At 72.1% G+C, this 24,515-nt stretch carries 23 protein-coding genes and 1 tRNA gene; 7 read left to right on the top strand and 17 right to left on the bottom strand.

What is annotated here, in order from left to right:
- Window positions 1-50 precede the first annotated feature (50 nt).
- The 6 genes from ACRWK8_RS19925 to ACRWK8_RS19900 form a co-directional block, all read right to left on the bottom strand.
- The gene (locus ACRWK8_RS19925; RefSeq protein ID WP_431872101.1) at window positions 51-1,118 is read right to left on the bottom strand and encodes an NAD-dependent epimerase/dehydratase family protein; all 1,068 of its coding nucleotides are present in this window, start codon (window positions 1,116-1,118) and stop codon (window positions 51-53) included.
- A gap of 65 nt (window positions 1,119-1,183) precedes the next feature.
- Entirely contained in the window at window positions 1,184-1,852 is a 669-nt protein-coding gene (locus tag ACRWK8_RS19920) for a GOLPH3/VPS74 family protein (RefSeq protein ID WP_378735787.1), read from the bottom strand.
- A gap of 102 nt (window positions 1,853-1,954) precedes the next feature.
- Window positions 1,955-3,175, bottom strand: a complete 1,221-nt coding sequence (locus ACRWK8_RS19915; RefSeq protein WP_431872099.1) for a DUF418 domain-containing protein — start codon at window positions 3,173-3,175, stop codon at window positions 1,955-1,957.
- Window positions 3,176-3,524: 349 nt separating this feature from the next.
- A tRNA-Ser gene (locus ACRWK8_RS19910) sits at window positions 3,525-3,611 on the bottom strand.
- A gap of 94 nt (window positions 3,612-3,705) precedes the next feature.
- On the bottom strand, window positions 3,706-5,697 hold the full coding sequence (locus ACRWK8_RS19905; RefSeq protein ID WP_431872097.1) for an ATP-binding cassette domain-containing protein: 1,992 nt from the start codon (window positions 5,695-5,697) through the stop codon (window positions 3,706-3,708).
- A gap of 320 nt (window positions 5,698-6,017) precedes the next feature.
- Window positions 6,018-6,545, bottom strand: a complete 528-nt coding sequence (locus tag ACRWK8_RS19900; RefSeq protein ID WP_378735793.1) for a SigE family RNA polymerase sigma factor — start codon at window positions 6,543-6,545, stop codon at window positions 6,018-6,020.
- 460 nt (window positions 6,546-7,005) lie between these two features.
- Here ACRWK8_RS19900 and ACRWK8_RS19895 point away from each other — a divergent pair, with 460 nt between their 5' ends.
- Together ACRWK8_RS19895 and ACRWK8_RS19890 are read left to right on the top strand one after the other, a co-directional pair.
- Window positions 7,006-7,977, top strand: a complete 972-nt coding sequence (locus tag ACRWK8_RS19895) for a hypothetical protein (protein WP_378735795.1) — start codon at window positions 7,006-7,008, stop codon at window positions 7,975-7,977.
- Window positions 7,978-7,980: 3 nt separating this feature from the next.
- Complete coding sequence (locus ACRWK8_RS19890) at window positions 7,981-8,970, top strand: MauE/DoxX family redox-associated membrane protein (protein ID WP_431872094.1); 990 nt, start codon at window positions 7,981-7,983, stop codon at window positions 8,968-8,970.
- Here the strand turns inward: ACRWK8_RS19890 and ACRWK8_RS19885 are convergent.
- Window positions 8,945-9,601, bottom strand: coding sequence for a hypothetical protein (locus ACRWK8_RS19885; RefSeq protein WP_378736184.1), 657 nt, complete (start codon window positions 9,599-9,601; stop codon window positions 8,945-8,947). The two genes, ACRWK8_RS19890 and ACRWK8_RS19885, sit on opposite strands and share 26 nt — an antisense overlap.
- 171 nt (window positions 9,602-9,772) lie before the next feature.
- Here ACRWK8_RS19885 and hisC point away from each other — a divergent pair, with 171 nt between their 5' ends.
- On the top strand, window positions 9,773-10,855 hold the full coding sequence (gene hisC / locus ACRWK8_RS19880) for a histidinol-phosphate transaminase (protein ID WP_378735799.1): 1,083 nt from the start codon (window positions 9,773-9,775) through the stop codon (window positions 10,853-10,855).
- 76 nt (window positions 10,856-10,931) lie between these two features.
- Here the strand turns inward: hisC and ACRWK8_RS19875 are convergent, their stop codons facing one another.
- The 7 genes from ACRWK8_RS19875 to fbaA form a co-directional block, all read right to left on the bottom strand.
- Window positions 10,932-12,197, bottom strand: a complete 1,266-nt coding sequence (locus ACRWK8_RS19875; protein WP_378735801.1) for a transcriptional regulator — start codon at window positions 12,195-12,197, stop codon at window positions 10,932-10,934.
- A gap of 250 nt (window positions 12,198-12,447) precedes the next feature.
- Window positions 12,448-13,743 (bottom strand): UDP-N-acetylglucosamine 1-carboxyvinyltransferase, encoded by a 1,296-nt coding sequence (gene murA / locus ACRWK8_RS19870; RefSeq protein ID WP_378735803.1) that lies wholly within the window; start codon window positions 13,741-13,743, stop codon window positions 12,448-12,450.
- A gap of 373 nt (window positions 13,744-14,116) precedes the next feature.
- Complete coding sequence (locus ACRWK8_RS19865; protein ID WP_431872091.1) at window positions 14,117-15,025, bottom strand: phosphoribosylaminoimidazolesuccinocarboxamide synthase; 909 nt, start codon at window positions 15,023-15,025, stop codon at window positions 14,117-14,119.
- A gap of 104 nt (window positions 15,026-15,129) precedes the next feature.
- Window positions 15,130-16,380, bottom strand: coding sequence for a phosphoribosylamine--glycine ligase (gene purD / locus ACRWK8_RS19860; RefSeq protein WP_378735808.1), 1,251 nt, complete (start codon window positions 16,378-16,380; stop codon window positions 15,130-15,132).
- 45 nt (window positions 16,381-16,425) lie between these two features.
- Window positions 16,426-17,709 (bottom strand): adenylosuccinate synthase, encoded by a 1,284-nt coding sequence (locus ACRWK8_RS19855; RefSeq protein WP_378735810.1) that lies wholly within the window; start codon window positions 17,707-17,709, stop codon window positions 16,426-16,428.
- Between the two features lie 354 nt (window positions 17,710-18,063).
- Window positions 18,064-18,480 carry a DUF3151 domain-containing protein gene (locus tag ACRWK8_RS19850; protein WP_378735812.1) on the bottom strand — a complete coding sequence of 139 codons (417 nt, stop codon included), beginning with the start codon at window positions 18,478-18,480 and terminating at the stop codon, window positions 18,064-18,066.
- 118 nt (window positions 18,481-18,598) lie between these two features.
- Complete coding sequence (gene fbaA / locus ACRWK8_RS19845) at window positions 18,599-19,621, bottom strand: class II fructose-bisphosphate aldolase (RefSeq protein WP_378735814.1); 1,023 nt, start codon at window positions 19,619-19,621, stop codon at window positions 18,599-18,601.
- Between the two features lie 418 nt (window positions 19,622-20,039).
- On the opposite strand from fbaA, the gene ACRWK8_RS19840 reads away from it, so the two are divergent.
- Window positions 20,040-20,420, top strand: a complete 381-nt coding sequence (locus ACRWK8_RS19840; protein ID WP_378735816.1) for a DUF4115 domain-containing protein — start codon at window positions 20,040-20,042, stop codon at window positions 20,418-20,420.
- Window position 20,421: 1 nt separating this feature from the next.
- Here the strand turns inward: ACRWK8_RS19840 and pyrE are convergent, their stop codons facing one another.
- Window positions 20,422-20,955, bottom strand: a complete 534-nt coding sequence (gene pyrE / locus ACRWK8_RS19835) for an orotate phosphoribosyltransferase (RefSeq protein ID WP_378735818.1) — start codon at window positions 20,953-20,955, stop codon at window positions 20,422-20,424.
- A 68-nt stretch (window positions 20,956-21,023) separates the two neighbouring features.
- Here pyrE and cutA point away from each other — a divergent pair, with 68 nt between their 5' ends.
- Genes cutA through ACRWK8_RS19820 form a run of 3 tightly spaced genes read left to right on the top strand, consistent with a single transcriptional unit; the run spans window position 21,024 to window position 22,590 of the window.
- Entirely contained in the window at window positions 21,024-21,353 is a 330-nt protein-coding gene (cutA, locus tag ACRWK8_RS19830) for a divalent-cation tolerance protein CutA (RefSeq protein ID WP_378735820.1), read from the top strand.
- Window positions 21,350-21,907 carry a hypothetical protein gene (locus ACRWK8_RS19825; protein WP_431872087.1) on the top strand — a complete coding sequence of 186 codons (558 nt, stop codon included), beginning with the start codon at window positions 21,350-21,352 and terminating at the stop codon, window positions 21,905-21,907. The genes cutA and ACRWK8_RS19825 overlap by 4 nt, the downstream gene beginning before the upstream one ends.
- A gap of 41 nt (window positions 21,908-21,948) precedes the next feature.
- A complete protein-coding gene (locus ACRWK8_RS19820; RefSeq protein WP_378735823.1) occupies window positions 21,949-22,590 on the top strand; it encodes a GNAT family N-acetyltransferase in 642 nt (213 codons plus the stop codon).
- A gap of 10 nt (window positions 22,591-22,600) precedes the next feature.
- On the opposite strand, the gene ACRWK8_RS19815 is transcribed toward ACRWK8_RS19820, so the two are convergent.
- Together ACRWK8_RS19815 and ACRWK8_RS19810 are read right to left on the bottom strand one after the other, a co-directional pair.
- Window positions 22,601-23,146 carry a hypothetical protein gene (locus tag ACRWK8_RS19815; RefSeq protein ID WP_378735825.1) on the bottom strand — a complete coding sequence of 182 codons (546 nt, stop codon included), beginning with the start codon at window positions 23,144-23,146 and terminating at the stop codon, window positions 22,601-22,603.
- A gap of 440 nt (window positions 23,147-23,586) precedes the next feature.
- The gene (locus tag ACRWK8_RS19810; protein ID WP_431872085.1) at window positions 23,587-24,342 is read right to left on the bottom strand and encodes a hypothetical protein; all 756 of its coding nucleotides are present in this window, start codon (window positions 24,340-24,342) and stop codon (window positions 23,587-23,589) included.
- Window positions 24,343-24,515: the final 173 nt, after the last annotated feature.

Raw genomic sequence — 24,515 nt, 5'->3', positions numbered from 1 at the left:
ATAAAGGTACAGCCAGTGAAGGCGCTCACGACACGCGGGCGTATCGGTCATCACCCCGGAACGCCGGTGCCGACCGATCCCCGCAGCTCGGAGCGGGCGAACTCCGCCATGCCCTCCGCGAATCCGACCCTCGGACGCCAGGACAGCTCCTGGACCAGCCGGTCCGAGGACGCCGTGATGTGCCGGACGTCCCCGAGCCGGTACTCGCCGGTGACCACGGGGGCGGGCCCGCCGTGCGCGTCCGCCAGCGCCCGGGCCATCTCCCCGATGGTGTGCGGGGTGCCGCTCCCGGTGTTCAAGGCGGACAGCGCGCCCTCGGTCCGGTCCGGCAGCGCCTCCAGCGCCGCCACGTTGGCGCGGGCCACGTCCCGCACGTGCACGAAGTCGCGCCGCTGGCGGCCGTCCTCGAACACACGCGGCGCCTCGCCCCGGGCCAGCGCCGACCGGAAGAAGGAGGCCACCCCCGCGTAGGGGGTGTCGCGGGGCATGCCCGGGCCGTAGACGTTGTGGTAGCGCAGGGACAGCGCCCGCCCGCCCACCGCGCGCGCCCACGACGCGCACAGGTGCTCCTGCGCCAGCTTGGTCGTCGCGTACACGTTCCGGGGGTCGCTCGGCGCGTCCTCCCGCACCAGGCCGGGGACGAGCGCGGTCCCGCACCGGGGGCACGGGGGGTCGAACACCCCGGCCCGGAGGTCGGCCTCCGCCCGCGGCCCGGGGCGGACGTCGCCGTGCTCGGGACAGGTGTAGCGGCCCTCCCCGTAGACGACCATGGAACCGGCCATCACGACGTGGCGGACCCCGGCCCGTGCCATGGCCGCCAGGAGGACCGCCGTGCCCAGGTCGTTGCAGCCCACGTAGTCGGGCGCGTCCAGGAAGTCCGCCGACCCCAGGCCGACCATGGCCGCCTGGTGGCAGACCGCGTCCACCCCCCGCAGCGCCCGCTCCACGGCCGCGCCGTCCCGGACGTCGGCCACGACGTCCACGGGCGCCCCCTCGCGCCCCGCGTGCGCCAGCGGAAGGTAGGCGTCGAGGGTCACCGCCTCGTGCCCGGCCAGGCGGAGTTCCTCCGCCACCCGCGATCCGATGAACCCGGCCCCACCCGTGACAAGTACGCGCATGGGGTCAACCTACGCCGCGTGTCGGGTCCGTGACCTCCTGTGGCGCGGTGAGTCGCGGGGGTCGGTCACCGCGTCGCGAGCACGCTGGAGACGACCATGGCGTTGATGACGACGGCCGTGTTCGCGCGGATCACCGCTGAGGCCGCCGCCCCCGCGCCCCAGTCGCCCCGCTCCAACTCCTGCGCCCGACCGAACACGGCCGAGTTCCAGGGGATCCGCCGGTCGAGGTGGGGAAGCGTCCCGCTGGCCGACACCAGGGCGGTCACCGCCGCGACGTGCTCGGTGGGTTCGGTCCGGTCGACCAGGACGGAACGCATCCGTTCGAAGAGTTCCTCGTGCCGGCCGGAGCGGCCGAGCGTGAGGACGGTTCGGGGGATGAAGCCCAGCGCCCTCCGGTCGTCGCGCTCGACGTGCCCCCGCTCCACCAGGCGGTCCAGCAGCGTGGCCCGGAGTCGCGGTCCGATCGCGGCGATCACGGTGTGCACACTGTGCGGCTTCCTGTCGACGTAGTCCCATGCGGACCTCAGCACCTCGTCGGTCGGCGCCACGGATCCCGCGTGCACCACGGACCCGCGCACCGTGACGTGGTCGCGCAGGGCCAGCTCGGTGAGGACCGCGCCGCCCAGCACGTAGTACAGGACGTTCTCACCCGCGATCGTCCCCGAAGCGGGCTGGAAGAGCATGAGGAGGACGTCCTCCGCGATCAGGGCGTGTCCTCCGGGGGTCTCCGACACGAGCGGTGCCCTCCTTGGCGTCATCCGGTCCGGTCACGAGCCGGGAGGCCCGCCGTACCCCGATCCAAGCAGCCCGGGCACCCGCGGGACAGTGGCGCCGCGTCACCCCCGCACATGACGTGGCGTCACCCCGGGGGCCTCCGCCCCGAGGGGCGCTGGCTGGGTCCGTGCGGGTTCCGCGGTTCGATACGTCAGGTACCTCAGGAGGGCCTCGGCCGGTCCGCGCCGTCCCGCGCGGCGGAGGACGTCCGCCATGACCACTGTGACGGCCCACGTGACGACGGCGACCCCGGCGGCGGACGCGGCGCCCAACGCACCCGCCAGGCCGAGCAGCGAGGGTTCGGTGGCCACCAGCCACACCGGAGACTGGGCGATGTAGAAGGTCATCGACCGGCGGCCGCACGCGACCAGCGCCGTCGTCACCGGCCCGCGCCGGTCCCCGATACGCGCCGCGACGAGCGCGATGGCCGCAGCGAAGGCCAGCCCGCCGGCGATGCCGGTCGCCGCGAACGAGACCAGGGCCAGCGCACCGACCCCGGTTGTGCTCGGCGTCCACAGACCCACGGCCTGGAGGGCGACCGGCTGCGCGCCCAACACGGCCACGGGGAACCCGATCACGACGGTACGGCGCAGGAGTGGCCCGTGGAGGTCGGGCCGTTCCAGGACACGCGTCCGGGCGGCCCAGACCCCGATCAGGGCCGAGGGGACCACGGACAGGGCGGCGACCGGCAGCAGGGGGAGCACCGTGGTCCGCAGCAACGCGCTGTCCAGGAGTGTGGCTCCCACGGCCAGCGGCGCGTCGCTCCCGGCGACCAGCTGGAGTGCGGTGGTGGCGGCCGTCCCCAGCACGAGGGCGGTCACGGACACCCACCACAACCGACGGCCGGACCAGGACACCACCCCGGCGAGGACCAGGGCGAACGCACCGTAGGCCCCGATGACGTCACCGCTGTAGAGCAGGACGACGTGGGCGGCTCCGAACACCACCAACCAGAGGCCGCGTCGGCGGATCAGTCGCCGCCCCTGCGCGGGGTCCCCGGAGTGACGCCGGGTCATCTGCACGAGGCCGTACCCGAAGAGGAGCCCGAACAGAGGCGCGGACCGCCCGTCGACGAGCGACGTGAGCAGCCACTGGACGGCGACGTCGACCGCGCCGCCGCCCGCTGGCGCGGTGAACGAGAGACCGCCCGCGTGCAGCATCCGGGAGTGCGCGAGGGCGATGAGCAGCAGCATCATCCCCCGTGCCAGGTCCGGGGCGAGCAGGCGTTCGGAGTGCGGTGTCGGAGCGGATGGTCCGACCGGGAGGTGACCGGCTTTGGGCATGCCTCCGACGCTAGAGACGCGGGCCGGCGCCGCACATCGTACGAGCGGTTCGGTTCACCCGACCAAAGTCGGAACCCCGAGCTCCCCAAGTCTCGGCACCAGAACCCGATCCCCGGATCCCTACGCGGGGACTGCTTCCTCCGCTGAGTTCGGCCCCAGTCGCCCAGCGGCCCTGCCGAGCGTCCTCGGGGGCCCGGAGAACGGAGCTCGCCACGCTCATGTCGATTGGTGGCGGTTTCTGGTTCGTCGTCGGTGGGGGTGGGGGCTGCCTGACGTGGATCCCGCGCCAGCTGACTCCGGACACGACGAAGGGGCCCCTACCACGTGGGCAGGAACCCCTTCTGACCGGCGGAGGATATGGGATTTGAACCCATGAGGGGGTTGCCCCCCAACCGCATTAGCAGTGCGGCGCCCTAGGCCTCTAGGCGAATCCTCCTGGCTGCGACCAGCCTACAGAGCGGCGGGGCACTGCGCAAAACGAATCCCCTGCGAGGAGGGGCCCGGGGCAGCGGGGCCCCTCCCACCTCAGGTCAGGGGGTGCGGGGCTCCGGCACGGCGGGGGTTCGGTAGGCGCTGGCCTGAAGCTCCCACAGCTCCCGGTACAGGCCGTCCTCTTCCATCAGTTGGGCGTGCGTGCCCTGGGCGACCACCCGGCCACGTTCGAGCACCACGATGTGGTCCGCCATCCGCACCGAGGCCAGCCGGTGCGTGATGAGGACCACGGCCGCGCCCGTGCGGCGGGCGTGGGCGTGCACGGACTCGAAGAAGCCGTGCTCGGCGCGGGCGTCCATGGCGGCAGTGGGCTCGCCCGCGATGAGCAGGGGCACCGCGTTCCCGTCGTCGCCCCGGTAGAAGGAGCGCGCGGCGGCGAAAGGGAAGTCACTGCGCCGAAGGCGTCGTTTGAGGGTGGTGGAGGGCGACGGGCGGGCCATTGGCCGCCGGAGGGCTCCACACCGTGGGCGAAGCGTGTCCAACAGGGTCTCCCAACCGTTCCGGAAGCCGGCGACCACGCTGTCGGCCCGCGACGCGGCCGCTGCCCGGGCGAAGCGTTCCGCGCACCGGGCGCTGCTCATCACGGTGTTGCCGCGCGCGGTCAGCGGCCAGTGGGTGTGGTCCTGGGCGATGACCGCGATCTGCTCGCGCAGGCTCACCCCGTCCACGCCGGACAGGTCGGTGCCGTCCCAGCACACGCTGCCCTCCTGGGGCGTGTACAGCCCCGAGAGCAGCTTGGCCAGAGTGCTCTTGCCGGAACCGTTCTCCCCGACCAGCGCCACGGTCCGCCCACGGTGGAGGGTGAGGTTGACGTCCTCCAGAGCGGGGCCCTCCCCGGAGGGGTAGCCGAAGGTGAGGTTCCGCAGTTCGACGCGCTCGAACCCCGAGGGGGCGGGCACCAGGCCGGGGCGCGGGAGGCGGGTGCGGGCCTCCTGCCGGAAGGCCGCGTAGTCGGAGAAGTACAGCCCCGACTCGTAGACGCCGGTCACCGCGTACAGGGCGCTGCTCAGCGCGCCCTGGGCCACGCGGACCGCGACAACGGCCGCCCCGGCGACCGCGATCGGCACCACCCCCTGCACCAGGAGGACGGCCAGCACCGCGAAAACCCCCGCCGTCACGAGTCCGCTGGCGGTGTCCCCGACCAGGCGGACCACCGACTGGCGGGTGGCCAGCTTCAGGTGGACGTCCAGCTCACGCCGGGCGATGCGGTCGAACCCGGCGAGGAGGTTCCGCTCCATGGTGAACGAACGCACCTCGGCGGCGCTCTCCCGCGCGGTCATGAGCTGCTCCAGCATGTGCTTGCGGCGTCGCCCCTCCGTGAAGGCGAGCACCATGCGGTACCGCATGCGCGCGGACGCGGCCGCCCCCCACCACTGGGGGACCATCGCCAGCAGCAGGAGCGGGACGAGGGACGGGTGCAGCGCGGTCAGGACCCCGGCCGCCGCGACGATCCCCACCAGTCCGGCGAGCAGGTCCGTGGTCTGGCGGACCAGCTCCCCGGCCTCGTCGCACCCCCGGGTGTGGGAGCGGAACAGGTGGTCGTGGAAGTCGCTGTCGTCAAAGGCCCGAAGTTCCACGGAGGTGGCGTCCGCCAGCAGGCCGTGTTGGGCGGCCAGGACCACCTTCGGGGTGAGACGGGCCCGGGCCCGGCCGGCGAGAGCCCCGCAGCCGCCCCGCGCCACCAGGGCCAGGGCGAGCATGAGGAGTGAGGGGAGCGCGGCGGCGACCCGGGCCGGGGTGGGTACCTCCGCGAAGAGTTCCGCGAGCACGGAGGTGGTGGCGACCAGCGCCCAGGCGGTCGTCGCTCCGCTGCCGAGGGTGAAGAGGACGGTGGCCAGCAGGTCGCGTGGGCCGCTCCTCCAGGCCAGCACGACGGCCTGGCCGACGAGCACGGGCATGCGGCGGGCGATCCGGAACCAGGAGGCCCCGGCCATCTCTCCGTGGTGCCTGATCCACCGGGGCGGGGCGAGTTCGGGCAGGTCGAGACCGTCCTCGGGGCCGGGGTCCTGAGGGGCGTGGGTGGTGCGCACGGCGGTTCCTCCTGGAGGTCGGGCGGGTTCGGCGGTGCCGATCATCGCCCGGGAGCACGAAGCTCCGGGGTGCGTCCGACGGTTGCGGACGGACCGGATCGCGGTCCGGTGGGAGGGCCCGTGCGGTGGGGCAGGAGACGGAGGCGCGGGCGGCGGACTGGATCCCGGGGGAAAGTCGCGATCCGAATACCTGTACGAATCGGCCGCGCGCAAAGCTTCGCCGGAGGCCGCCGGTGGCGGGCGGCCCGGTGTCCGCAAACCCTCGGGTGCCCGGGCGGCGGGGTGGAGACCGGGTGGCCTGGTCTCCGGCCATCCCCGGGTCAGGAGGTGGTGCGCTCGATGACGAGGTCGGCGTCGCCGCGCAGCTTCTCCACGGCCCGTGACAGGGTGCTCTTGACGGTGCCGATGGTGACGCCCATGCGCTCGGCTATCTGGGCCTCGGTGAGGTCCTCGTAGTAGCGCAGCACCACCGTGGCGCGCTGCCGGGCGGGCAGGCGTTCGATGGCGCGGCCCACCACGTCGGCCAGGTCGCTGCGCCAGGTGGGGTCGTCCAGCCGCTGCTCGGGGATCTCGTCGGTCGGGTAGACGTCCAGGCGCTTGCGGCGCCACTCGGAGATCTGGGTGTTGACCATGGCCCGCCGCACGTAGCCGTCACGGGCCCGGGGGTTGGCGATGCGTCCCCAGGAGAGGAAGGTCTTGACCAGCGCGGCCTGGAGGAGGTCCTCGGCGTCCGCGTGGCTGTTGGTGAGGGAGCGCGCCATGCGGAGCAGGGCCGGTCCGCGTTCGGACACGTAGTCGCTGAACTCCTCGGGCCTGGGTGTCCGTGTCGTTCCGTTCACGCCCGTCACCGCCCCGCGTGCCGTCCCCGTGCGCACCGCCCGTGCGGTCCGCCCTGGACTCTCACTCTCACACAGCGAACGCAAACCCCCAGGAACCTGGACACCACGTGCCGACAAACCGCACGAAGGGCGAACAAACCCTCGTGCGATTGTGTGGAGGACGAACCGGGGGACGGGGTCGGGCGTGTCGGCGCGGGGGAGTTCGCGGGGGGGGTCCGGAGCGTGCGGAGTACCTGGAGGACACAAAGTGTGTACAAATGCTTGCGTGCGGTGACGCCGTGTCGCGGCTGGGCGGAGGCGAGTTCTCCCCTGTCCGCAGGCGATGGAGTCCCCCCGCCCCGGCGTGGCGCCCCGGGAGCGGACGGTCGACACGAACCGGCACGTGTCGGCGTGTGAGCGGGCGTTTCGGGAGGCGGGGGAGACAATGGGCACAGACGGACGAGTCGGTCTGCAAGGGGGCGTGAAGGACATGTCAGTGATCACGGACAGCGGTCGGGACCGTCGGCGGTTCACCGCCGCCGTGCTCGGTGCCAAGGTCGTACCCGAGCCCACACCGGTCCACCACCGCGTCACGCGCGGCGTGGTGGTCGACGCCACCTCGTACATGCTCTGCGTGGCCACGCCCAAGGGGGAGGAGCGGTTCCTCTACGAGCGCGTCACCTCCTTCTGGCGCGGCGACGAGGTCCCGCCGACCGAGCTGCGCCCCGGCGACGACGTCGTGGTGCTGTGCTCCCACGACGGACGACTGGTCGCCGAACGCGTCTGGGCCCAGCCCGCCCGCGCCACCGGCCTCATCACCGACAAGGAGGGCGACGCCCTCAGCATCGACCCCGGACACGGCCGCCCCCGCCTGACCGTGCTCCTGCCCTACCGCTCCTCCGGACGCATCGGGGTGCGCCACCCCAGGCTCGAACCGGGCTACCTCTTCGACGCCGTCGGTGTCTGGCGCGGCGGCGAGATCGTGGCGACGCGGCCGGTCACCACCCAGCCGCCCTACCCGTTGAGCTCCACTCCGCGCCGCCCGCGCACGCGCGAGCACTCCACGACCGTCACCGGGATCGCCACCTGGTACGACCCCGCGTGGGGGCGTTCCAGCCACCTGGACCCGCGGGCCGTGGTCGCGGGGGCGGCCTACCCGGCGCTCGACCGGGCGGGGCACGAGGGCGCCTGCGACCGCCGCACCCCCTGCGTCCCGCTGCCGCTGCTGTCCACCGGCGCCACGCTCAGCCTCCGCAACGACTGCACCAGGGACACCGCCGTCGTCCCCGTCGTGGACTGCGCCGCCGCCGACAGCTGGCTGTGCGACCTGTGCCCGGCCTGCGGGAGCCAGAGCGCGGGTCGTCTCGCCTCCCTCACCATGACCTCCTTCGTCGCCCTCGGCGGGCGACTGGAGGCGGGCTGCTTCAACGCGACCATGACCGTCGCCCACCAGGAGGGATGACCCATGTTCCCGGAGGTTCTCGACGCGGTCCGCGAGGTCCAGCTGCCGCTCCTCGCGGCCCTGCTCCTGCTCGGCGCGGCGGCCAAGGCCAGCCCGCGCGCGGCCGGGACGGGCGTGTCCGTCCTGCTGCCCGAGCGCCTGCGGCGCCCCGTCACACTCGCCACCTGCCTGCTGGAGGGGGCCCTCGCGGTGGCCCTGCTGACCGCGACCGGCCTCCTCGGCGAGGCGGCCCGGGTGCTCACCGCCCTGGTGTTCGCGGTGTCCGTGGCCCTGCTGCTGGTGGCCCGCCGCCGCGACCCCGAGGCGGGGTGCGGATGTTTCGGCGGCCTGAGCCGGACGCCGATCGGCTGGCGCACGCTCACCCGCGCGGGCCTGCTCGCGGCGGGCGCGGCCGCGACGGTCGGGCTGGCCCCCACCGGCTGGGAGGTGGCCTCGGCCCCCACCGCGACCCACGGGGTGGTCTTGGGCGTGCAGCTGGTCCTGCTCGCGCTGCTCAGCCCGGAGCTCCGCGAGGCGGCGCACCGGTTCGCCACCCGGGAGCCCTGCGAGGTGCGCGAGGTCTCCGAACGCCGGACCCGCCGCCGCCTGCGCGGCAGCGAGGTCTGGCGGACCAACGCCAGGGTCATGCTCAGGACCGAGCCCGAGGAGACGTGGCGGCACGGCTGCTGGAGGTTCCTCCGCTACGACGGCCTGCGCCACGGCCGCCGTGTGGACGTGGTGTACGCGGTGCGGGTCGACGGTCCGCGCCGGACGGGCGTGCGCGCGGTCCTGGTGGACCGGGAGAGCGGCGCGGTGATCGCGTCCTTCGGCGCGGTGACCACGCTGGACCTCCAGGGACCGCCGCGCAGGCTGCCCCGGCCGCGTGAGGCGGCCCGGCGGGACGAGGCCCAGGGCCGGGCCGGGGCCAGGCCCGGAACCCTGGCCAAGGAGTTCCCGGGCGAGTCCGGGCGTGGTCTCCCCGACGAGGTCAGAGCATCTGACCCTGTCGTTTGATGGCGGCCTCGGTGAAGTCCTGGAGGATCTGCTCGTAGTCCTCGGCCGCACCGGGGCCCATCACCGAGGTGGTGCCCAGCAGACCGCCGTTGCGGTACATGACGGTGTACATGTGGTTCTCGCCCCCGTCGTCACTGACCTGGATGGCGAAGGAGCGGGAGTCGTCGCCGACCGGGGGGACCTCCAGGTCGGTGATGCCGTACGCGGAGCTGCTGCCGTCCTCGTAGGTCGCGGTGTACTCGGCGCAGGAGTCCGGGGGCTCGACCGCCAGGGCCTCGGCGGCGGACTCCTCGTCGAGCTGGACGAGGATGTGCGAGACGTTGCCCTTCTCCCACTCGTAGGCGGCGACCGAGGTGGGGGCCTCGCGCACCGCCTCCAGGTCGGCCCAGCGGTTGGCGGCGTCCATGCACTCGGGCTTGTCCAGTTCGGTGGAGGCCCGGACCTCCTCCGAGTACTGCACTGTGACAAGCTCGGAGTAGGTTCCGGCCTCGCTGCTCTCGGGGAGCAGGGTCACGTCCCCGACGTTGATCGGCTGGGCGTCGTGCAGCTTGGCGGCGGCCTCGGCGTTGGGGTCGTCGCCCTGCCCCTCGTCCGTTCCGCCGCACGCGCTCAGGACGATCGCGGAGGTCAGCGCGATCGCGGCGGGCAGGGATACGCCCGCTGCGGAACGGGCAGAACGATGACGCAAACGCATGGTGGTATCTCCTCGTTTGTGCGATATTTCCGCTTGGAGCGGTGACCGACCCGGGCCTCCCATTGCTGAGAGTGTCGCGGGGTTAGCACAAAGTATTGAGGAAGGACAATGGTGTCGGAGTCGAAATCGCCATATCTGCGGGCGGTACTGGAGTCCATCCCCGCCTACAAGCCCGGGCTCAAGGTCGTCGGGCCCGACGGGCGTTCCGTCAAGCTGTCCTCCAACGAGAGCCCGCTCGGGCCGCTCCCGTCCGTGCGTGAGGCCGTCACCAGGGCCTCCGCCGAACTCAACCGCTACCCGGACCCGGGCGCCACCGAGCTCCTCACCCGGCTCGCCGCGCGCCTGGGCGTGCCCGAGGACCACCTCACGCTCGGCGCGGGCTCCGTCGGCCTGCTCCAGCAGCTCCTGGAGGCCGTCGGGGAGCCGGGCGCCGAGGTCGTCTACGCCTGGCGCTCCTTCGAGGCCTACCCCCTGCTCGCGGAACTGTCCGGGGTCACCTCGGTCCGGGTACCCCTCAGGGACGAGACCCACGACCTCGAGGCGATCCTCCAGGCGATCACCGACCACACCCGCATGGTGCTGGTGTGCAACCCGAACAACCCGACCGGCACCGCCGTTCGGGAACGGGAGCTGGTCGACTTCCTCGACCGCGTCCCCGACCACGTGCTGGTCGTCCTCGACGAGGCCTACCGCGAGTACGTGCGCGACCCCGAGGTCCCCGACGGCGTGCGGCTGTACCGGGACCGGCCCAACGTCGCGGTCCTGCGCACCTTCTCCAAGGCCTACGGCCTCGCCGCCGTGCGCCTGGGCTACCTCGTCGGCCACCCCCACGTGGCCTCCGCCGTGGGCAAGACACTCGTGCCCTTCGCGGTCAACCACCTCGCCCAGGCGGCCGGGATCGCCTCGCTGGACGCCGAGGGCGAGCTCCTGGAGCGTGTGGAGACCACCGTGAAGGAGCGTGAGCGCGTCCGTGGCGCCCTCGTGGCCTCCGGGTGGACCGTGCCCCCCACCGAGGCCAACTTCGTGTGGCTGCGGCTGGATGAGGACACCCTCGACTTCGCGGCGGCCTGCGCCGAGGCGGGTGTCTCGGTGCGTCCGTTCGACGGCGAGGGCGCCCGCGTCAGCCTCGGCACCCCCGAGGAGAACGACGTGTTCCTCTCCGTCGCGACCGACTACCCCCGGCGCCGCTGACCCACGGACCCGGCGAACGCCGACGGGGGCGGCACCCACGTGTGGGAGCCGCCCCCGTCGGGCGTCACGAGCGGGCCTACTTGCCCGCGGCGTCCTTGTCCAGCTTCTCCACGATCAGCCGGTAGAGCTGGCGCGGGCGCCCGGGCTGGAGGGTGCGGTTGGGCGGCAGGGGCCAGGCCAGGCCCTCTTCCACCAGGGTGCGCAGCAGCCGCCGGGCGGTCCGGGAGGTGACCCCGAGCATGCGCCCGGCGTTCTCCGCGTCGACGACCAGCGGGCCGTCCTCCTCAGCGATCTTCTCCGAGAGGCGGACCAGGGTCTCGCGGCCCTTGGTGCGCAGGGGCTCCGACGACTGCCGGGCCGGGGCGCGCTGGGCCGGGACCAGCGAACGGCCCTCGCGGTCCACCGCGAAGCTCTGCCTGGAGGCCTGCGCCCGGTTGAGCGCCGCGCGGGCGTGGGACTCCGCGTCCTGGGTGGTCCGGCCCATGCCGATGCCCACCTCGATCGCGATGCCCAGCTCCGCCTTGATCCGCTCCACGAACGGGGGCTGTCGGAACCCCTCGGTCGCGGTCACCAGCGAGCCGCGCGTGGCGGTCACCATGAACGAGTGGTCGTCCAGCCGGTGCGCCGTCGCGTTGATCCGGTGGGCCTCCTGGAGCAGCAGCCGGTGCAGGGACAGCCGCAGCTCCTCGCGCCAGTAGCGCGGGGTGGAACGCCGGGAGGAGTCGCGCAGCGTGGGCACGTCCACGACGACCACGCCGAGCTGGGCCTCCTCCAGGCGGTGGTGCGCGCCCAGCAGACCGGCGGTCTGGAGGGCGCTGCGCACACCCGCGTTGGTGGGCCGCAGCCGGATCACCGGAACCCCGATGGCCTCCAGGCGCTCGGCGACCCCGCGCACGCAGGTGATCGCCATCCTGGTCGCCTTGCGCCGCCACAGCCCCTCGTGGAAGGACGTGAGCTGGGCCGTGTTGGTCAGCTCCTCGTGCACGTGGATGCCGTCCACGGGCAGGTCGACCTCGGAGTAGGCCTCCACCACGTCGGCGCGGCTGAGCACGTCGAGGCTGGCTCTGGTCGGGTCGTAACGATCGTCCAGCGTCGCTCGGAGCAGCGCCTCGTGCAGGCTCGCCCCGCCGAGCGGCACGAAGGTCGCGGGCATGGTCAACACGCCGGCCTTCCGTGCGAACTCGTAGGGGACAGGACTGGCGAACAGGTAGGCGTCGATGGCCGACCCCAGCCTGACGACCTTGTCCGTCGCCTCCTGCTCGTCTCGGTAGGCGGCGGCGATGAGTCTGGCGTTCAGGGGACCAGTGGACCCCGGACCCATGAGCATGACCCGTTCGACCACCTCATGAGGTCCTATGACGCCGATCGTCAAATCGCCAGTACGCTGCGCACTCACCTCGGGTTGCTCCCCGCTACCATTCCACGCTCTTCACTATGTGCGCCCACTGGTTTCCCGACCCGATCTCTGTCACGGCATGATTGCCGAGATCGTACCCATTGTGCGGGGCCAAAGAAGATCGTTTTCCATATCAACGCCGAAAGCCCGGGTGGGAGGAAGCCCCCCACCCCGGCTTGAACTGCGCCTACGGCTCCTACGAGACGGTGACGCGCTCCACGTCGCCGCCCAGCGCGGCGAGCCGGGACGCGAACTGAGCGTGACCGCGGTCAACCAGATAACCAGGCGCCACGATTGTCTCACCTTCGGCGACCAGTCCGGCGAGAACCAGGGCCGCGCCGGTGCGCAGGTCGTGGGCGATCACCTCGGCGCCGCGCAGGTTCGTGGAACCGTGCACGATGGCGCGGGTCCCCTCGACCTCGATCTTGGCACCCATCTTGTTGAGCTCGTCGGCCAGCGCGAAGCGGCCGTCGTAGATGGCCTCGTGGATGTAGCTCTCACCCTCGGCCAGGGTGGCCAGCGCCATCAGCGGGGACTGGAGGTCCGTCGCGAAGCCCGGGAACGGCGAGGTCACCGCGTTGATCGGGCGCAGCGGCACGGACGGGTCCCGCTGGACGTGCAGGACGGCACCCTCCTGCGAGAAGCCGACACCCATCTGCTCCAGTTTCCACCGGGCCACACCCAGGTGGTCCAGGTGGGCGCCCACCAGGCTGACCTCGCCACCGGTGGCGGCGACGGTCATCGCGAACACACCGGCGTCGATGCGGTCGGACATGATGCTGTGCTCGACGGCGGTGAGCTCCTCGACGCCCTCGACGGTGATCAGGCCGGTGCCGCCACCGCTGATCTTGGCGCCCATGGCGGAGAGGAAGTTGATGACGTCGATGACCTCGGGCTCGAGGGCCGCGTGCTCGATCACGGTGGTGCCGGGAGCCAGCACGGCCGCCATGAGGAGGTTCTCGGTGCCCGTGTGGGACGGGGTGTCCAGGTACAGACGCCCGCCCCGGAGCTTGCTCGCCTCCACGTTGATGTGGTTGAGCTCCAGGTCCTCGGTGACCTCCGCGCCCAGACGGGCGAAGCCCCGGTAGTGGAAGTCGAGGTTGCGGCTGCCGAGGTTGCAACCGCCGACGCCCTCGATGCGGGCGCGGCCGGTGCGGTGCATCAGAGCCGGCACGAAGAGCACGGAACCGCGGAAGCGGGCCGCGATATCGGCGGGCAGGACGGCGCGCTCGGGGTCGTTGAGCCCGCACGCGTCGATGACGACGGTGCGCTCGGACTCGTGGAACTCGACCTTGGCACCCACGTGCTCGGCGAGCTCAAGCGCGCGGTAGACGTCCTCGATGACGGGGACGTTCCGCAGCACGGTACGTCCCTTGGACGCCAGCAGGGCGGCCCCGATCATCGGCAGGACGGCGTTCTTCGCGCCTTGGATGAACGCCGTTCCGCTGAGGGGGCGTCCGCCGCGGACGCGGTAACGAACCTCCTGGCCCATGCTCATGTGCTCCTTCGTGAGGCAGTGTGAAAAAAAGGGTCACCCTCGCCGGGTATCGCCTGTATGCGTTGAGACGCGGGTTCGCCCTGAAACGTTGCGACCATCTTGTGTGTGACCTGCGCGGCCGGTGAGCCGGTCGGTTCGCGATGACTCTATAGCAAGCGGATCGCGCCAAACGGCCCAGAACGTGGTATACCCGCTGATCGCGGATGAAGTCCCGCCAAACGGCCAAAGAGGCATTACGCCGTGGGAGAGACCATGGGTCGTACGCATAGCTGGCCGTTACTTCGGTGTTGCATACGACTTCACCACCATACGCGCTCCCACAGCCGAAACGACGTCCCCGTGCGCGGAATCACGCGGTCCGCGTCGGTCAGAGAGTCGGCTTGGCGCCGGTCAGACGCTCATGGATCTCCGCGTAACGGGACAGAGTGCGCTCCACCACGTTCTCCGGGAGTTCCGGCGGCGGGGTGTCCGAGGCGCGGTCCCAGCCCGAGGCGGGCGAGGTCAGCCAGTCGCGCAGGATCTGCTTGTCGAAGGACGGCTGGGCGTGCCCGGGGCTCCACTCGTCGGCGGGCCAGTACCGGGACGAGTCCGGGGTGAACACCTCGTCCGCGAGGACGAGGTGTTCACCCGAGGCGGACCGGCCGAACTCGAACTTGGTGTCGGCGAGGATCACGCCGCGCTCCCGGGCGACGTCCCGACCGCGCCCGTACACCCGCAGGGTGAGGTCGCGCAGCTCCGTGGCGAGCCGCTCCCCGTGCCGCTCCGCCACGACCTCGAACGACACGTTCTCGTCGTGGTCGCCCACCTCGGCCTTGGTGGCCGGGGTGAACACCGGCTCGGGCAGCTCGGAGCCGTCGACCAGGCCCTCGGGGAGGGGGACGCCGCACACCGTGCGGTCCACCCGGTACTCGGCCAGCCCGGACCCGGCCAGGTAGCCGCGCGCCACGCACTCGACCGGGACCATGTCCAGCCGCTCGCAGACCAGCGTGCGACCGGCCCAGTCGGCCGGTGCGCCCTCGGGCGGGGTGTCGGAGAGGACGTGGTTGGCGACGAGGTCCCCGAGGCGCTCGAACCACCACAGGGACAGCTGGGTCAGCAGACGGCCCTTGCCGGGGATCTCCGTGGGCAGCACCCAGTCGAAGGCCGACACGCGGTCGCTGGCCACCATCACCAGCGCGCCGGAGTCCGTCGAGTACAGGTCGCGCACCTTGCCGGTGTGCAGGTGGGTGAGCCCCGGAACCTCGACGGGCTCGGGAACGGTGACGAAGCCACTCATGACGCTTCTCTCTGGGTCGTGCCCGGGGGCGCCGGGACGCGCGGGGGCCTCCGGCGTGCCGGAGGCCCCCACGGGAACTTGTCGTGCGTCGCCCTGGGGCGTGCCTAGACGTCGGCGGCGGCGCGTTCGGCGATGTCGGTGCGGTGGAACGAGCCGCGCAGTTCGATCCGGCCGACCGCCTCGTAGGCGCGCTCACGGGCCTGGCGCAGGTTCGCGCCGGTGCCGACGACGTTCAGCACGCGGCCGCCGTTGGCCTTGACGTCGCGCACCCCGTCCCAGGCGGTGCCCGCGTGCAGCACGTAGGCCCCCTCCAGGGCGTTCGCGGCGTCCAGGCCGCCGATCAGGTCGCCCCTGACGGGGTCGCCCGGGTAGTTCTCCGCCGCGACCACCACGGTCACCGCGGCGCCGGACTTCCACTGGAGCGAACCGATCGACCCCAGACCGCCGGTGTCGGTGGCCTGGAGGACCGCCCCGATCGGGGTGGCCAGGCGGTCCAGCACGACCTGGGTCTCCGGGTCACCGAAGCGCGCGTTGAACTCCACCACGCGCGGGCCCCTGGAGGTCAGCGCCAGACCCACGTAGAGCAGGCCCTGGTAGCGGTGGCCACGGCGGTTCATCTCGGACACGGTCGGCCGCACGACCGACTCCATGACCTCGTCCACCAGACCGGCGGGGGCCCACGGCACCGGGGCGTAGGCGCCCATGCCGCCCGTGTTCGGCCCCTGGTCGCCGTCGTAGGCGCGCTTGAAGTCCTGGGCGGGCAGCAGCGGCAGCGCGTGGGCGCCGTCCGTGAGGACGAACAGGGAGACCTCGGGGCCGTCGAGGTACTCCTCGATGACCACGCGGCCGCACTCCCGCGCGTGCTGCTCCGCGAGGGCGCGGTCCTCGGTGACCACCACGCCCTTGCCCGCGGCCAGCCCGTCGTTCTTCACCACGTACGGGGCCCCGAACTCGTCGAGGGCCTCGGAGACCTGGCTGGCGCTCCGGCACACCCGCGCCTTGGCGGTGGGCACGCCCGCGGCCTCCATGACCTCCTTGGCGAAGGCCTTGGACCCCTCCAGCCGGGCCGCCTCCCTGTCGGGGCCGAACACCGGGATGCCACGGTCGCGCAGGGCGTCGGCCACCCCGGCCACCAGCGGCGCCTCCGGGCCGATCACGACCAGCTCGGCGCGGATGCGCGCGGCCAGCTCGGTCACGGCCAGCCCGTCCGTCACGTTGATGACGTGGTTCTCCGAGAGGTCGGAGATGCCCGGGTTGCCTGGGGCGCTGTGGATGCTGGTGACGCCCGGATCAAGGGACAGAGCGCGGACGAGTGCGTGCTCGCGGCCTCCGCCGCCGAGAACGAGGGCTTTCACTACAGGGGGCCTCTTCTTCTACTGGAGGAGTCGTGTGACGCCGGGTCAGACCAGGGAACGCAGCTGGAGGGTCTCCTCGCGGCCGGGACCGACGCCGATGGCGGAGATCGGAGCCCCGGCCATCTCCTCAAGGGTACGCACGTAGCTCTGCGCGTTCTTGGGGAGTTCCTCGAATTTCCGGGCGCCGGTGATGTCCTCGGACCAGCCCTCGAAGTACTCGTAGATCGGCGTCGCGTGGTGGAAGTCGGTCTGCGTCATCGGGATCTCGTCGTGCCGCACGCCGTCGACGTCGTAGGCCACGCACACGGGGATGCGCTCCAGGCCGGTGAGGACGTCCAGCTTGGTCAGGAAGAAGTCGGTGATGCCGTTGATCCGGGTGGCGTACCGGGCGATCGGCGCGTCGAACCAGCCGCAGCGGCGGTCGCGGCCGGTGGTCACGCCGTACTCGCCGCCCTGGGTGCGCAGCCAGTCGCCCTGCTCGTCGACGAGCTCGGTCGGGAAGGGCCCGGAGCCCACACGCGTGGTGTAGGCCTTGAGGATGCCCACGACCTTGGTGATGCGGTTGGGGCCGATGCCCGCGCCCGCGGCGGCGCCGCCGGAGGTGGGCGAGGACGACGTCACGAACGGGTAGGTGCCGTGGTCGATGTCCAGGAGGGTGCCCTGCGAGCCCTCCAGGTAGACCGTCTTGCCCTCGTCCAGCGCCTTGTTGAGGATCAGGGAGGTGTCCGCCACGTGCGGGCGCAGCTTCTCGGCGTAGCCCAGGTACTCCTCGATGATCGGCTCGGCCTCCAGGGCCCGCCGGTTGTACACCTTGGTGAGGAGCTGGTTCTTGTCGTGGAGGGCGAGCTCGATCTTCTTGCGCAGGATCTTGGGGTCGAACATGTCCTGCACGCGCACGCCCTGGCGGGTGACCTTGTCGGCGTAGGTCGGGCCGATGCCGCGACCGGTGGTGCCGATCTTGCCCTTGCCGAGGAAGCGCTCGCTGACCTTGTCGAGGGCCCGGTGGTAGGGCATGATCAGGTGCGCGTTGGCCGAGATGACCAGGCGGGAGGTGTCCACGCCCCGCTCCTGGAGGCCGCGCAGCTCCTCGAACAGCACGCCCGGGTCGATGACGACGCCGTTGGCGATGACCGGGACGACGTTCGGGGAGAGGATGCCGGACGGCAGCAGGTGGAGGGCGTACTTCTGGTCACCGATGACCACCGTGTGCCCGGCGTTGTTGCCGCCCTGGTAACGGACCACGTAGTCCACGCGGTCACCGACCAGGTCGGTCGCCTTGCCCTTGCCCTCGTCGCCCCACTGGGCACCCACGAGCGTGATCGCCGGCATTGGTCTCTACCTCTTCGCTCGACACCTGACCGGGGCCTTTCCGACCCCGAACATGGATGAACCCCTGGCGCAAGGCAGCGACAGGGGCCGTTGCGTATTGAGCGTACACGACCTGCGCATCCGGGTTAAGTGGGGCTTTGTGGCACTCCGCTCACCGTCCTTCGGCGCCGCCCTCCGGAACCGTCAGTGGCGAGGTGGGGCCGCGGCCACCGGGCCCCGTTCCCGTCCGTCGCGTGCGGGTTCCCACACCGGGTCCGCGGGACCTTCTCGGGGTGTGCGCGCCCCGCCTCCGAGAACGCGGACGGCCCGGCCGTACCCCAGGGGGTCCGGCCGGGCCGCGTGGTGCGCGGGGGCTCAGGCGTTCAGGGCCTGGGCGGCCTCCTCGCTCGACTCGCGGAGGAAGGTGGCGCAGCGCTCGGCCTCCTCCGTGTCACCGATCTGCTCGGAGGCCTGGCTCAGGGCGTGCAGGGCCCGCAGGAAGCCCTGGTTGGGCTCGTGCTCCCACGGGATCGGGCCGTGGCCCTTCCAGCCCGAACGGCGCAGCTGGTCCAGCCCGCGGTGGTACCCGGTCCGGGCGTAGGCGTAGGCGGTCACCGGCTGGCCGTCGGCCAGGGCCAGCTCGGCCAGGCGGGCCCACGCGGCGGAGTAACTCGGGAACCGACCGGCCACCGGGGTGGGGTCGTCGGAGAAGGCCAGGGCCTCGCGCGCCTCGGGGTCGTCCGCCAGGCGGGTCTCGGGCGGCTCGTTCAGCAGGTTCTGGTGCAGGTTCATGCCCCCATCCTGCCACCGGGCCACCGCGGCTCCGGGGGGACCGGGGGTGTCCGTCACCACGCAGGGACGACGGTGCCCGGCGGCCTCGGCCGCCGGGCACCGTTCGGGGCCGGGAGCCCTACTTCATCTTGTTCCCGGCGGACTTCAGGTGCTGGGCGCCCTCGACCACGCGGGCGGCCATCCCGGCCTCGGCGACCTTTCCGTAGGCGCGGGGGTCGTAGGCCTTCTTGTCGCCGATCTCGCCGTCGACCTTCAGGACGCCCTCGTAGTTGCGCATGATGTGGTCGACGACCGGACGCGTGTAGGCGTACTGGGTGTCGGTGTCGATGTTCATCTTCACGACGCCGTAGCCGATCGCCTCGTGGATGTCCTCCAAGGTGGAGCCGGAGCCGCCGTGGAAGACGAAGTCGAAGGCCTTGGCCTTGCCGTACTTGGCGGCGACGGCCTCCTGGGCGGCCTTGAGGACCTCCGGACGCAGCTTCACGAAGCCGGGCTTGTACGAGCCGTGCACGTTGCCGAAGGTCAGGGCCGTCATGTAGTAGCCCTTCTCGCCCAGGCCGAGCACCTCGGCGGTACGCAGGGCGTCCGCTGGGGTCGTGTACAGCTTCTCGTTGATCTCGCCGACGATGCCGTCCTCCTCACCGCCGACGACGCCCACCTCGATCTCCAGGATGGTCCGGGCGGCCTTCGAGGCGGCGAGCAGCTCGTCCGCGATCTGGAGGTTCTCCTCCAGCTCGACCGCGGAGCCGTCCCACATGTGCGACTGGAACAGCGGCTCCTGGCCCTTGGCCACGCGCTCCTTGGAGATCTCCAGCAGCGGGCGGACGAAGCCGTCGAGCTTGTTCTTCGGGCAGTGGTCGGTGTGCAGGGCGATGTTCACCGGGTACTTGGCGGCGACCACGCGGGCGAACTCCGCGAAGGCGACCGAGCCGGTGACCATGTCCTTCACCGACGCGCCGGAGAGGAACTCCGCGCCACCGGTGGAGACCTGGACGATGCCGTCGCTTTCGGCCTCTGCGAAACCGCGCAGGGCGGCGTGCAGCGTCTGGCTGGAGGTCACGTTGATCGCCGGGTAGGCGAAGCCCTCGGACTTCGCGCGGCTCAGCATCTCGGTGTAGACCTCGGGGCTGGCGATGGGCATGGCTTGACTCTCCCTGGTTCGGCCTGGAGCGAGCGGCCGCCGACGCGATTCCCTCGCGTACCGACGGCACCCCACGTGCGTTTCCCCGGCGGTGGAATCCGGACCGTCGGAGGACGGCCCGTGGGCCGTGCGTCCGGAAGCGTCCACCGGGTGTCGTCCAAGTATCCCGAATAGCCGGAGCCGTTGGAAAGGTCTAGACCAAAATGCTCCGGATCGACGACGTACTCGCAGCTTACGGGGGAGGGCGGGAAGGCCCGGTGAGGGGACCCGGAAGTGGCCGACGATTCCGTGCTGATTTCTCACGGAGGCAGCACGGACCACGAGTTCCCGGTGGCCGCTGTCGCTTTTTGTCGTGATACGCGCTACATTCGTCGCCGTGGGAAGGCATAGGAATGATCCGCGGGGCGTTGGCCAGGTGATGGCCATCGTCGGGGCCGTCGTGCTCTTGGTCGCCCTGGTGGCCCTCGGCGGGTACTTCCTGTACCAGTCCCTCCCGGACGGCGAAGGCGTCAGCGTCAACGCGTCCGAGGCGGCGGCCGAGAGTGTGGACCCCGCCGACATGGGCGTCCTCCACATCCGTGTGGTGGGCGAGTCCAGCGACGTGTTCGTCCGCGTCCCCGGCGGGGACGTGCTCCTGGACCAGGAGCTCGCCCAGGGCAGCTCCGTGACCTACCCGGACAACGACGAGGGCCTGGAGGTCACCATCGGTGACCCGACCGCCGTCGAGGTCCACGTGAACGGCGCCCCGCGCGACGTCTCCGACCGCGCGCCGGGGCACACCTTCACCCTCAAGCCCTAGGTCACACGTCCAGGTCGGAGACCTCGAAGACGGGCCGGTACTCCAGACCCTCCTCCTCCAGCCTTCCGCGCGCGCCACGGTCGACGATCAGTGCGACCGCCACGACCTCGGCACCCGCCTCGCGCAGCGCCTCCACGGCGGTCATCACCGAACCGCCGGTGGTGGAGGTGTCCTCCAGCGCCAGGACACGGCGCCCCCGCACGTCCGGGCCCTCGATCCGCCGCTGGAGACCGTGGGCCTTGCCCGCCTTGCGCACCACGAAGGCGTCCAGCCTGCGGCCCCGCGCGTGCGCGGCGTGCAGCATCGCGGTGGCCACCGGGTCGGCGCCCAGGGTCAGACCGCCCACCGCGTCGAACTCCAGGTCCTCGACGGTGTCCAACAGGACCGAGCCGACCAGCGGCGCGGCCTCCCCGTCCAGGGTGATCCGGCGCAGGTCGACGTAGTAGTCGGCCTCCTTGCCGGAGGACAGGGTCACCTTCCCGCGCACGACCGCCTTATCGTTGATCTGACGCAGGAGTTCATCACGTTCGCTCATGACCAGTGAGCCTAGGACACCGGGTGGGGCCGCGCGGACCAGGGCCGCCCCGCCCTGGAGGGACGACCATGCAGGAGCACACCGGAACCGTCCGGGTGGAGACCACCGTGGACAGCCGCGAGGGTGCCGAGGAGGTGGCCCGTTCCGTGGTGGCGCACCGGCTGGCCGCCTGCGCGCAGGTGAGCGGACCCCTCTCCAGCTTCTACCGCTGGGAGGGGGAGGTCCAGGCCGACCAGGAGTGGAGGGTCGTGATCAAGACCGCGGCGGACCGCCTGGACGACCTGGTCGCCCACCTGGTCGAGGCGCACCCCTACGACGTCCCGGAGATCGTCGCGGTGCCCGTGACCGGCGGGAACCCGTCGTACCTGGCCTGGGTGCGGGACGAGACCCGCGCGTGATCACCGTCCTCCTGCCCCCCACCCTCGGAGCCCGCTTCTCGCTCCCGGGCGTCGCGGACGCCCTCCCCGCACCGGTGTTCCCCGAGATCGTGGATGACGACACCGCCCCCCACGCGGCCCGCTACGTCGCGCGCGCCAGCCTGGAGATCAGCCGACTCGTGGGTGACCGCACCCCGGTCGTGCTGGTCGCGGAGGGGGACAGCGGCCCCCTGCTCGGCGCGGTCGGAGCGGCCCAGCGCTCCGCGCACCGACCCGTCCTCGGCTACGTGCTGGTGGACGCGCCCCTGCCCCAGCCCGGCAGCCCGACCCGCGTCGACCTCGCACGCAACCAGATGATCGAGGTGCCGGCCCGCGCGAACGAACCCGCCGCCTACCGGACGGAGCGCCTGCCCACCGTCCCGGACTGGCCGGACGCGCCGTGCGGCTACCTGCTCACCGACTCCGCGTACGCGCACCCGGCGCACCTGGCCGGGATGCGCGGCTGGACGGTCCGTGAGGCGGGGGGACGGCCCTCCCGGGATCTGGCCGAGCTCGTCGCGGACCTGGTCAGCTGAAACCGGGTGACAACCCCGGCGCGCTCCCACAGAATCGGCGCATGATCGCGGACCACTTCCCCCCGGCGGGGATCCGGCTGAACACGCCCCGACTCCAGCTGCGGATGCCCTCCGACGAGGACCTCTCCCAGCTGGCCGACGCCGCCGTCGCGGGTGTCCACGACCCGGAGCGGATGCCCTTCTCGGTCCCGTGGACGGACCAGCCGCCCGACCGCGTGGCACGGGCGGTCGTCCAGCACAACTGGGCCACCATGGCGGCGTGGACCCCGGAGAGGTGGACGTTCAACGCGGTCGTCGCCTACGAGGGCACCGTGATCGGGGTCCAGGACCTGACGGCGCGGGACTTCGGTGTGGCCCGCCAGGTGACCACGGGCTCGTGGCTCACCCGGCGGTACCAGGGACGGGGGATCGGCACGGAGATGCGGGCCGCCGTGCTGCACCTGGCCTTCGCGGAGCTGGGCGCGGAGGCGGCGGTCTCGGGGGTCCTGGAGGCCACGGCCGCCTCGCACGGCGTGGCCCGGAGGCTCGGGTACCGCCCGGACGGGACCGACCTGGTGGCGATCCGGGGCGAGCGGGTGCGGGAGACCAGGTACCGGCTGACCCGGGAGGGCTGGGAGCGGCACCGCACGGTCCCGGTCGAGGTCGAGGGGTTGGAACCGTGCCTGCCGTACTTCGGTCTCTAGGGTCGTTCCGCTACCGGGGGCTCCGCGCCACCAGGACCACGCCGCCGAGGCTGCCGAGCAGCATGCCCGCGCCGGTGACGACACCGCTGACCAGGGGCACCCAGCCGGGGTGCCCGGTCAGCGCCATGACCAGGCCGATCGCGCCCAGCGCGGTGGCGTACCCGGCCACGACGAGCAGCTCCCGCTGCTTCCAGTGCCAGGCCAGGGGGAGGAAGTGCAGGCCGACGACGAGTGCCACCCAGGCCACACCGGCCTGGTCCGGGACCCCGTCGAGCCGGCCGATGGTCATCGCGCCCCCGATGATCAGTGCGACCTCGATCATCGTGACCACACCGAAGAACGCCCCGAAACGTGGCCCCCGAGCGCCCTCACCCTCCCCGGGGGTGCCTTTCCGCATGGCCAGCAGCGCCAGGACGACGATCGCCACGGCCACCCCCACGGCCAGTGAACGCACCGTGAAAGCGACCGCCGAAGAAAGCGGCGGACCGCTGTTGACCAGCACGAACACCAGCCCGAAGAAAGCACCGACAAAAAAGCCGGAAAACCGTGAGAACATTCCTGGAAGTTATCAGGGGCCCGCGCGTTTCCCGGAATCCTTTCTCCCGGCATGACCGATGGTGATCACGGCATCGCTTCGCGTCCTTTCTTCGCGACATTCTGTGAGCACACCGACCGCCGGAGTCATTTCCGTTTTCTCGCCGGAAGCCGTTCCCATACGCGCTCTCCACCGGCCGGAGCCGGTCAGGGTCGGGTGACATGACGGGAGGCGCGCCCACCTCCCCTGTGTGAGCGCGCCCCCGGGCGCCGCCAGGCGGCGCCTTCGTCCGTCCGACGGCCTCATGGGCCGCCCCTCTCGCGGGGCCAGAGGGCCCGGGCCCGTCGGACGGGGGCCGACCGCTCCGCGCACACCCCCTCAGACATGCGCGGGGTCGGCCCCGCCGCTCCGGACCGAACCCTCTCCCCTCTGGAAGGGCGGTCCGCAGCGGCGTTCGTGGGTCATTCCTCGCAGGGCGGCCTCCCCAGCCCGTCGAGCAGGGCGGAAGCCTCGCGGTGGGTCGCGGGCAGCGGCACCGACCAGACGGCGGCGCCGTGCTCCCAGCCGATCCCCGAGCGCAGCTCGTCGATCTCGGTCCTGAGCGCGGGCTCGTCCCGGGCGACCACCGCGATCCGCGCCCGGCTGGCCAGGCACACCGACTCCCCTCGGGTGAAGAAGCGGTTCAGCTCGTGTCCGAGCACGATCAGCCGCGCCGCGCGCCGCCACGGGTCGAGGGTGGGATCCAGCGCCACCACCACCAGGTGGTGGTCGAACGCGGCCGGGACGGTCTCCTCCGCGCTCCGGTACAGCTCACGGACGCGGGTACGCAGGTACGCCTCGTTGGCCAGGCCGGTGAGCGGGTCCTGGCAGGTGTCCCGGCCCCGGCCCCCCTCGACCCAGCCCTCGGCCAGCGCGCGGACCAGGGCGAGCGGGACGTGCTCCCAGCCCACGACCTCCCCGAAGGCGTCGAGGTCGGCGAGTGCCCGGCCGACCTCCACCCCCGAACGGGCCCGGGCCTCCCCGAGCCGGGTGCAGGGTTCGGTCAGGTCCGTCCCGGTGGTGTACGCCTCGCAGACGGCGTCCACGGAGGGCGTCCACCAGTCCTCGGACGGGATCCACCCCCGCTCCCCGCTCCGGCGCCCCCACGGCGCCCGCAGTTCCCGGGCGCGGCGCACCACACTGCCCCGCGCTCCGGCTCCCACTTCGGTTTCGCCCATGATCGCTCCCGGTCGTCGTTCGGCCAGGTGAACGGAGGTGGACCCGCGCCCCCGCGGTGGGTCCTCCTCGTTCGCCCTCACCCCAATCACGGAGATCGGTAGCGGCTATGACGCGGATACGAGATATTTTTTCGAGTACGTGATCCTCCGACGCCGTGACCCTGCCTCCCGAC

It is taken from the genome of Nocardiopsis eucommiae, assembly GCF_965344335.1.
Classification (GTDB): Bacteria; Actinomycetota; Actinomycetes; order Streptosporangiales; family Streptosporangiaceae; genus Nocardiopsis; species Nocardiopsis eucommiae.
The sequence above is the reverse complement of the archived record's forward strand: the minus strand, read 5'-3'. Positions and strand labels throughout refer to the sequence as shown.

What these genes read in the sequence shown, in the direction of transcription:
- ACRWK8_RS19925 (WP_431872101.1), bottom strand. Translation starts at nt 1,118, where the DNA reads ATGCGCGTACTTGTCACGGGTGGGGCCGGGTTCATCGGATCGCGGGTG.
- ACRWK8_RS19915 (WP_431872099.1), bottom strand. Translation starts at nt 3,175, where the DNA reads ATGCCCAAAGCCGGTCACCTCCCGGTCGGACCATCCGCTCCGACACCG.
- ACRWK8_RS19895 (WP_378735795.1), top strand. Translation starts at nt 7,006, where the DNA reads ATGTCAGTGATCACGGACAGCGGTCGGGACCGTCGGCGGTTCACCGCC.
- ACRWK8_RS19890 (WP_431872094.1), top strand. Translation starts at nt 7,981, where the DNA reads ATGTTCCCGGAGGTTCTCGACGCGGTCCGCGAGGTCCAGCTGCCGCTC.
- hisC (WP_378735799.1), top strand. Translation starts at nt 9,773, where the DNA reads ATGGTGTCGGAGTCGAAATCGCCATATCTGCGGGCGGTACTGGAGTCC.
- murA (WP_378735803.1), bottom strand. Translation starts at nt 13,743, where the DNA reads ATGGGCCAGGAGGTTCGTTACCGCGTCCGCGGCGGACGCCCCCTCAGC.
- ACRWK8_RS19865 (WP_431872091.1), bottom strand. Translation starts at nt 15,025, where the DNA reads ATGAGTGGCTTCGTCACCGTTCCCGAGCCCGTCGAGGTTCCGGGGCTC.
- ACRWK8_RS19855 (WP_378735810.1), bottom strand. Translation starts at nt 17,709, where the DNA reads ATGCCGGCGATCACGCTCGTGGGTGCCCAGTGGGGCGACGAGGGCAAG.
- ACRWK8_RS19850 (WP_378735812.1), bottom strand. Translation starts at nt 18,480, where the DNA reads ATGAACCTGCACCAGAACCTGCTGAACGAGCCGCCCGAGACCCGCCTG.
- fbaA (WP_378735814.1), bottom strand. Translation starts at nt 19,621, where the DNA reads ATGCCCATCGCCAGCCCCGAGGTCTACACCGAGATGCTGAGCCGCGCG.
- ACRWK8_RS19840 (WP_378735816.1), top strand. Translation starts at nt 20,040, where the DNA reads ATGGCCATCGTCGGGGCCGTCGTGCTCTTGGTCGCCCTGGTGGCCCTC.
- pyrE (WP_378735818.1), bottom strand. Translation starts at nt 20,955, where the DNA reads ATGAGCGAACGTGATGAACTCCTGCGTCAGATCAACGATAAGGCGGTC.
- cutA (WP_378735820.1), top strand. Translation starts at nt 21,024, where the DNA reads ATGCAGGAGCACACCGGAACCGTCCGGGTGGAGACCACCGTGGACAGC.
- ACRWK8_RS19820 (WP_378735823.1), top strand. Translation starts at nt 21,949, where the DNA reads ATGATCGCGGACCACTTCCCCCCGGCGGGGATCCGGCTGAACACGCCC.
- ACRWK8_RS19815 (WP_378735825.1), bottom strand. Translation starts at nt 23,146, where the DNA reads ATGTTCTCACGGTTTTCCGGCTTTTTTGTCGGTGCTTTCTTCGGGCTG.
- ACRWK8_RS19810 (WP_431872085.1), bottom strand. Translation starts at nt 24,342, where the DNA reads ATGGGCGAAACCGAAGTGGGAGCCGGAGCGCGGGGCAGTGTGGTGCGC.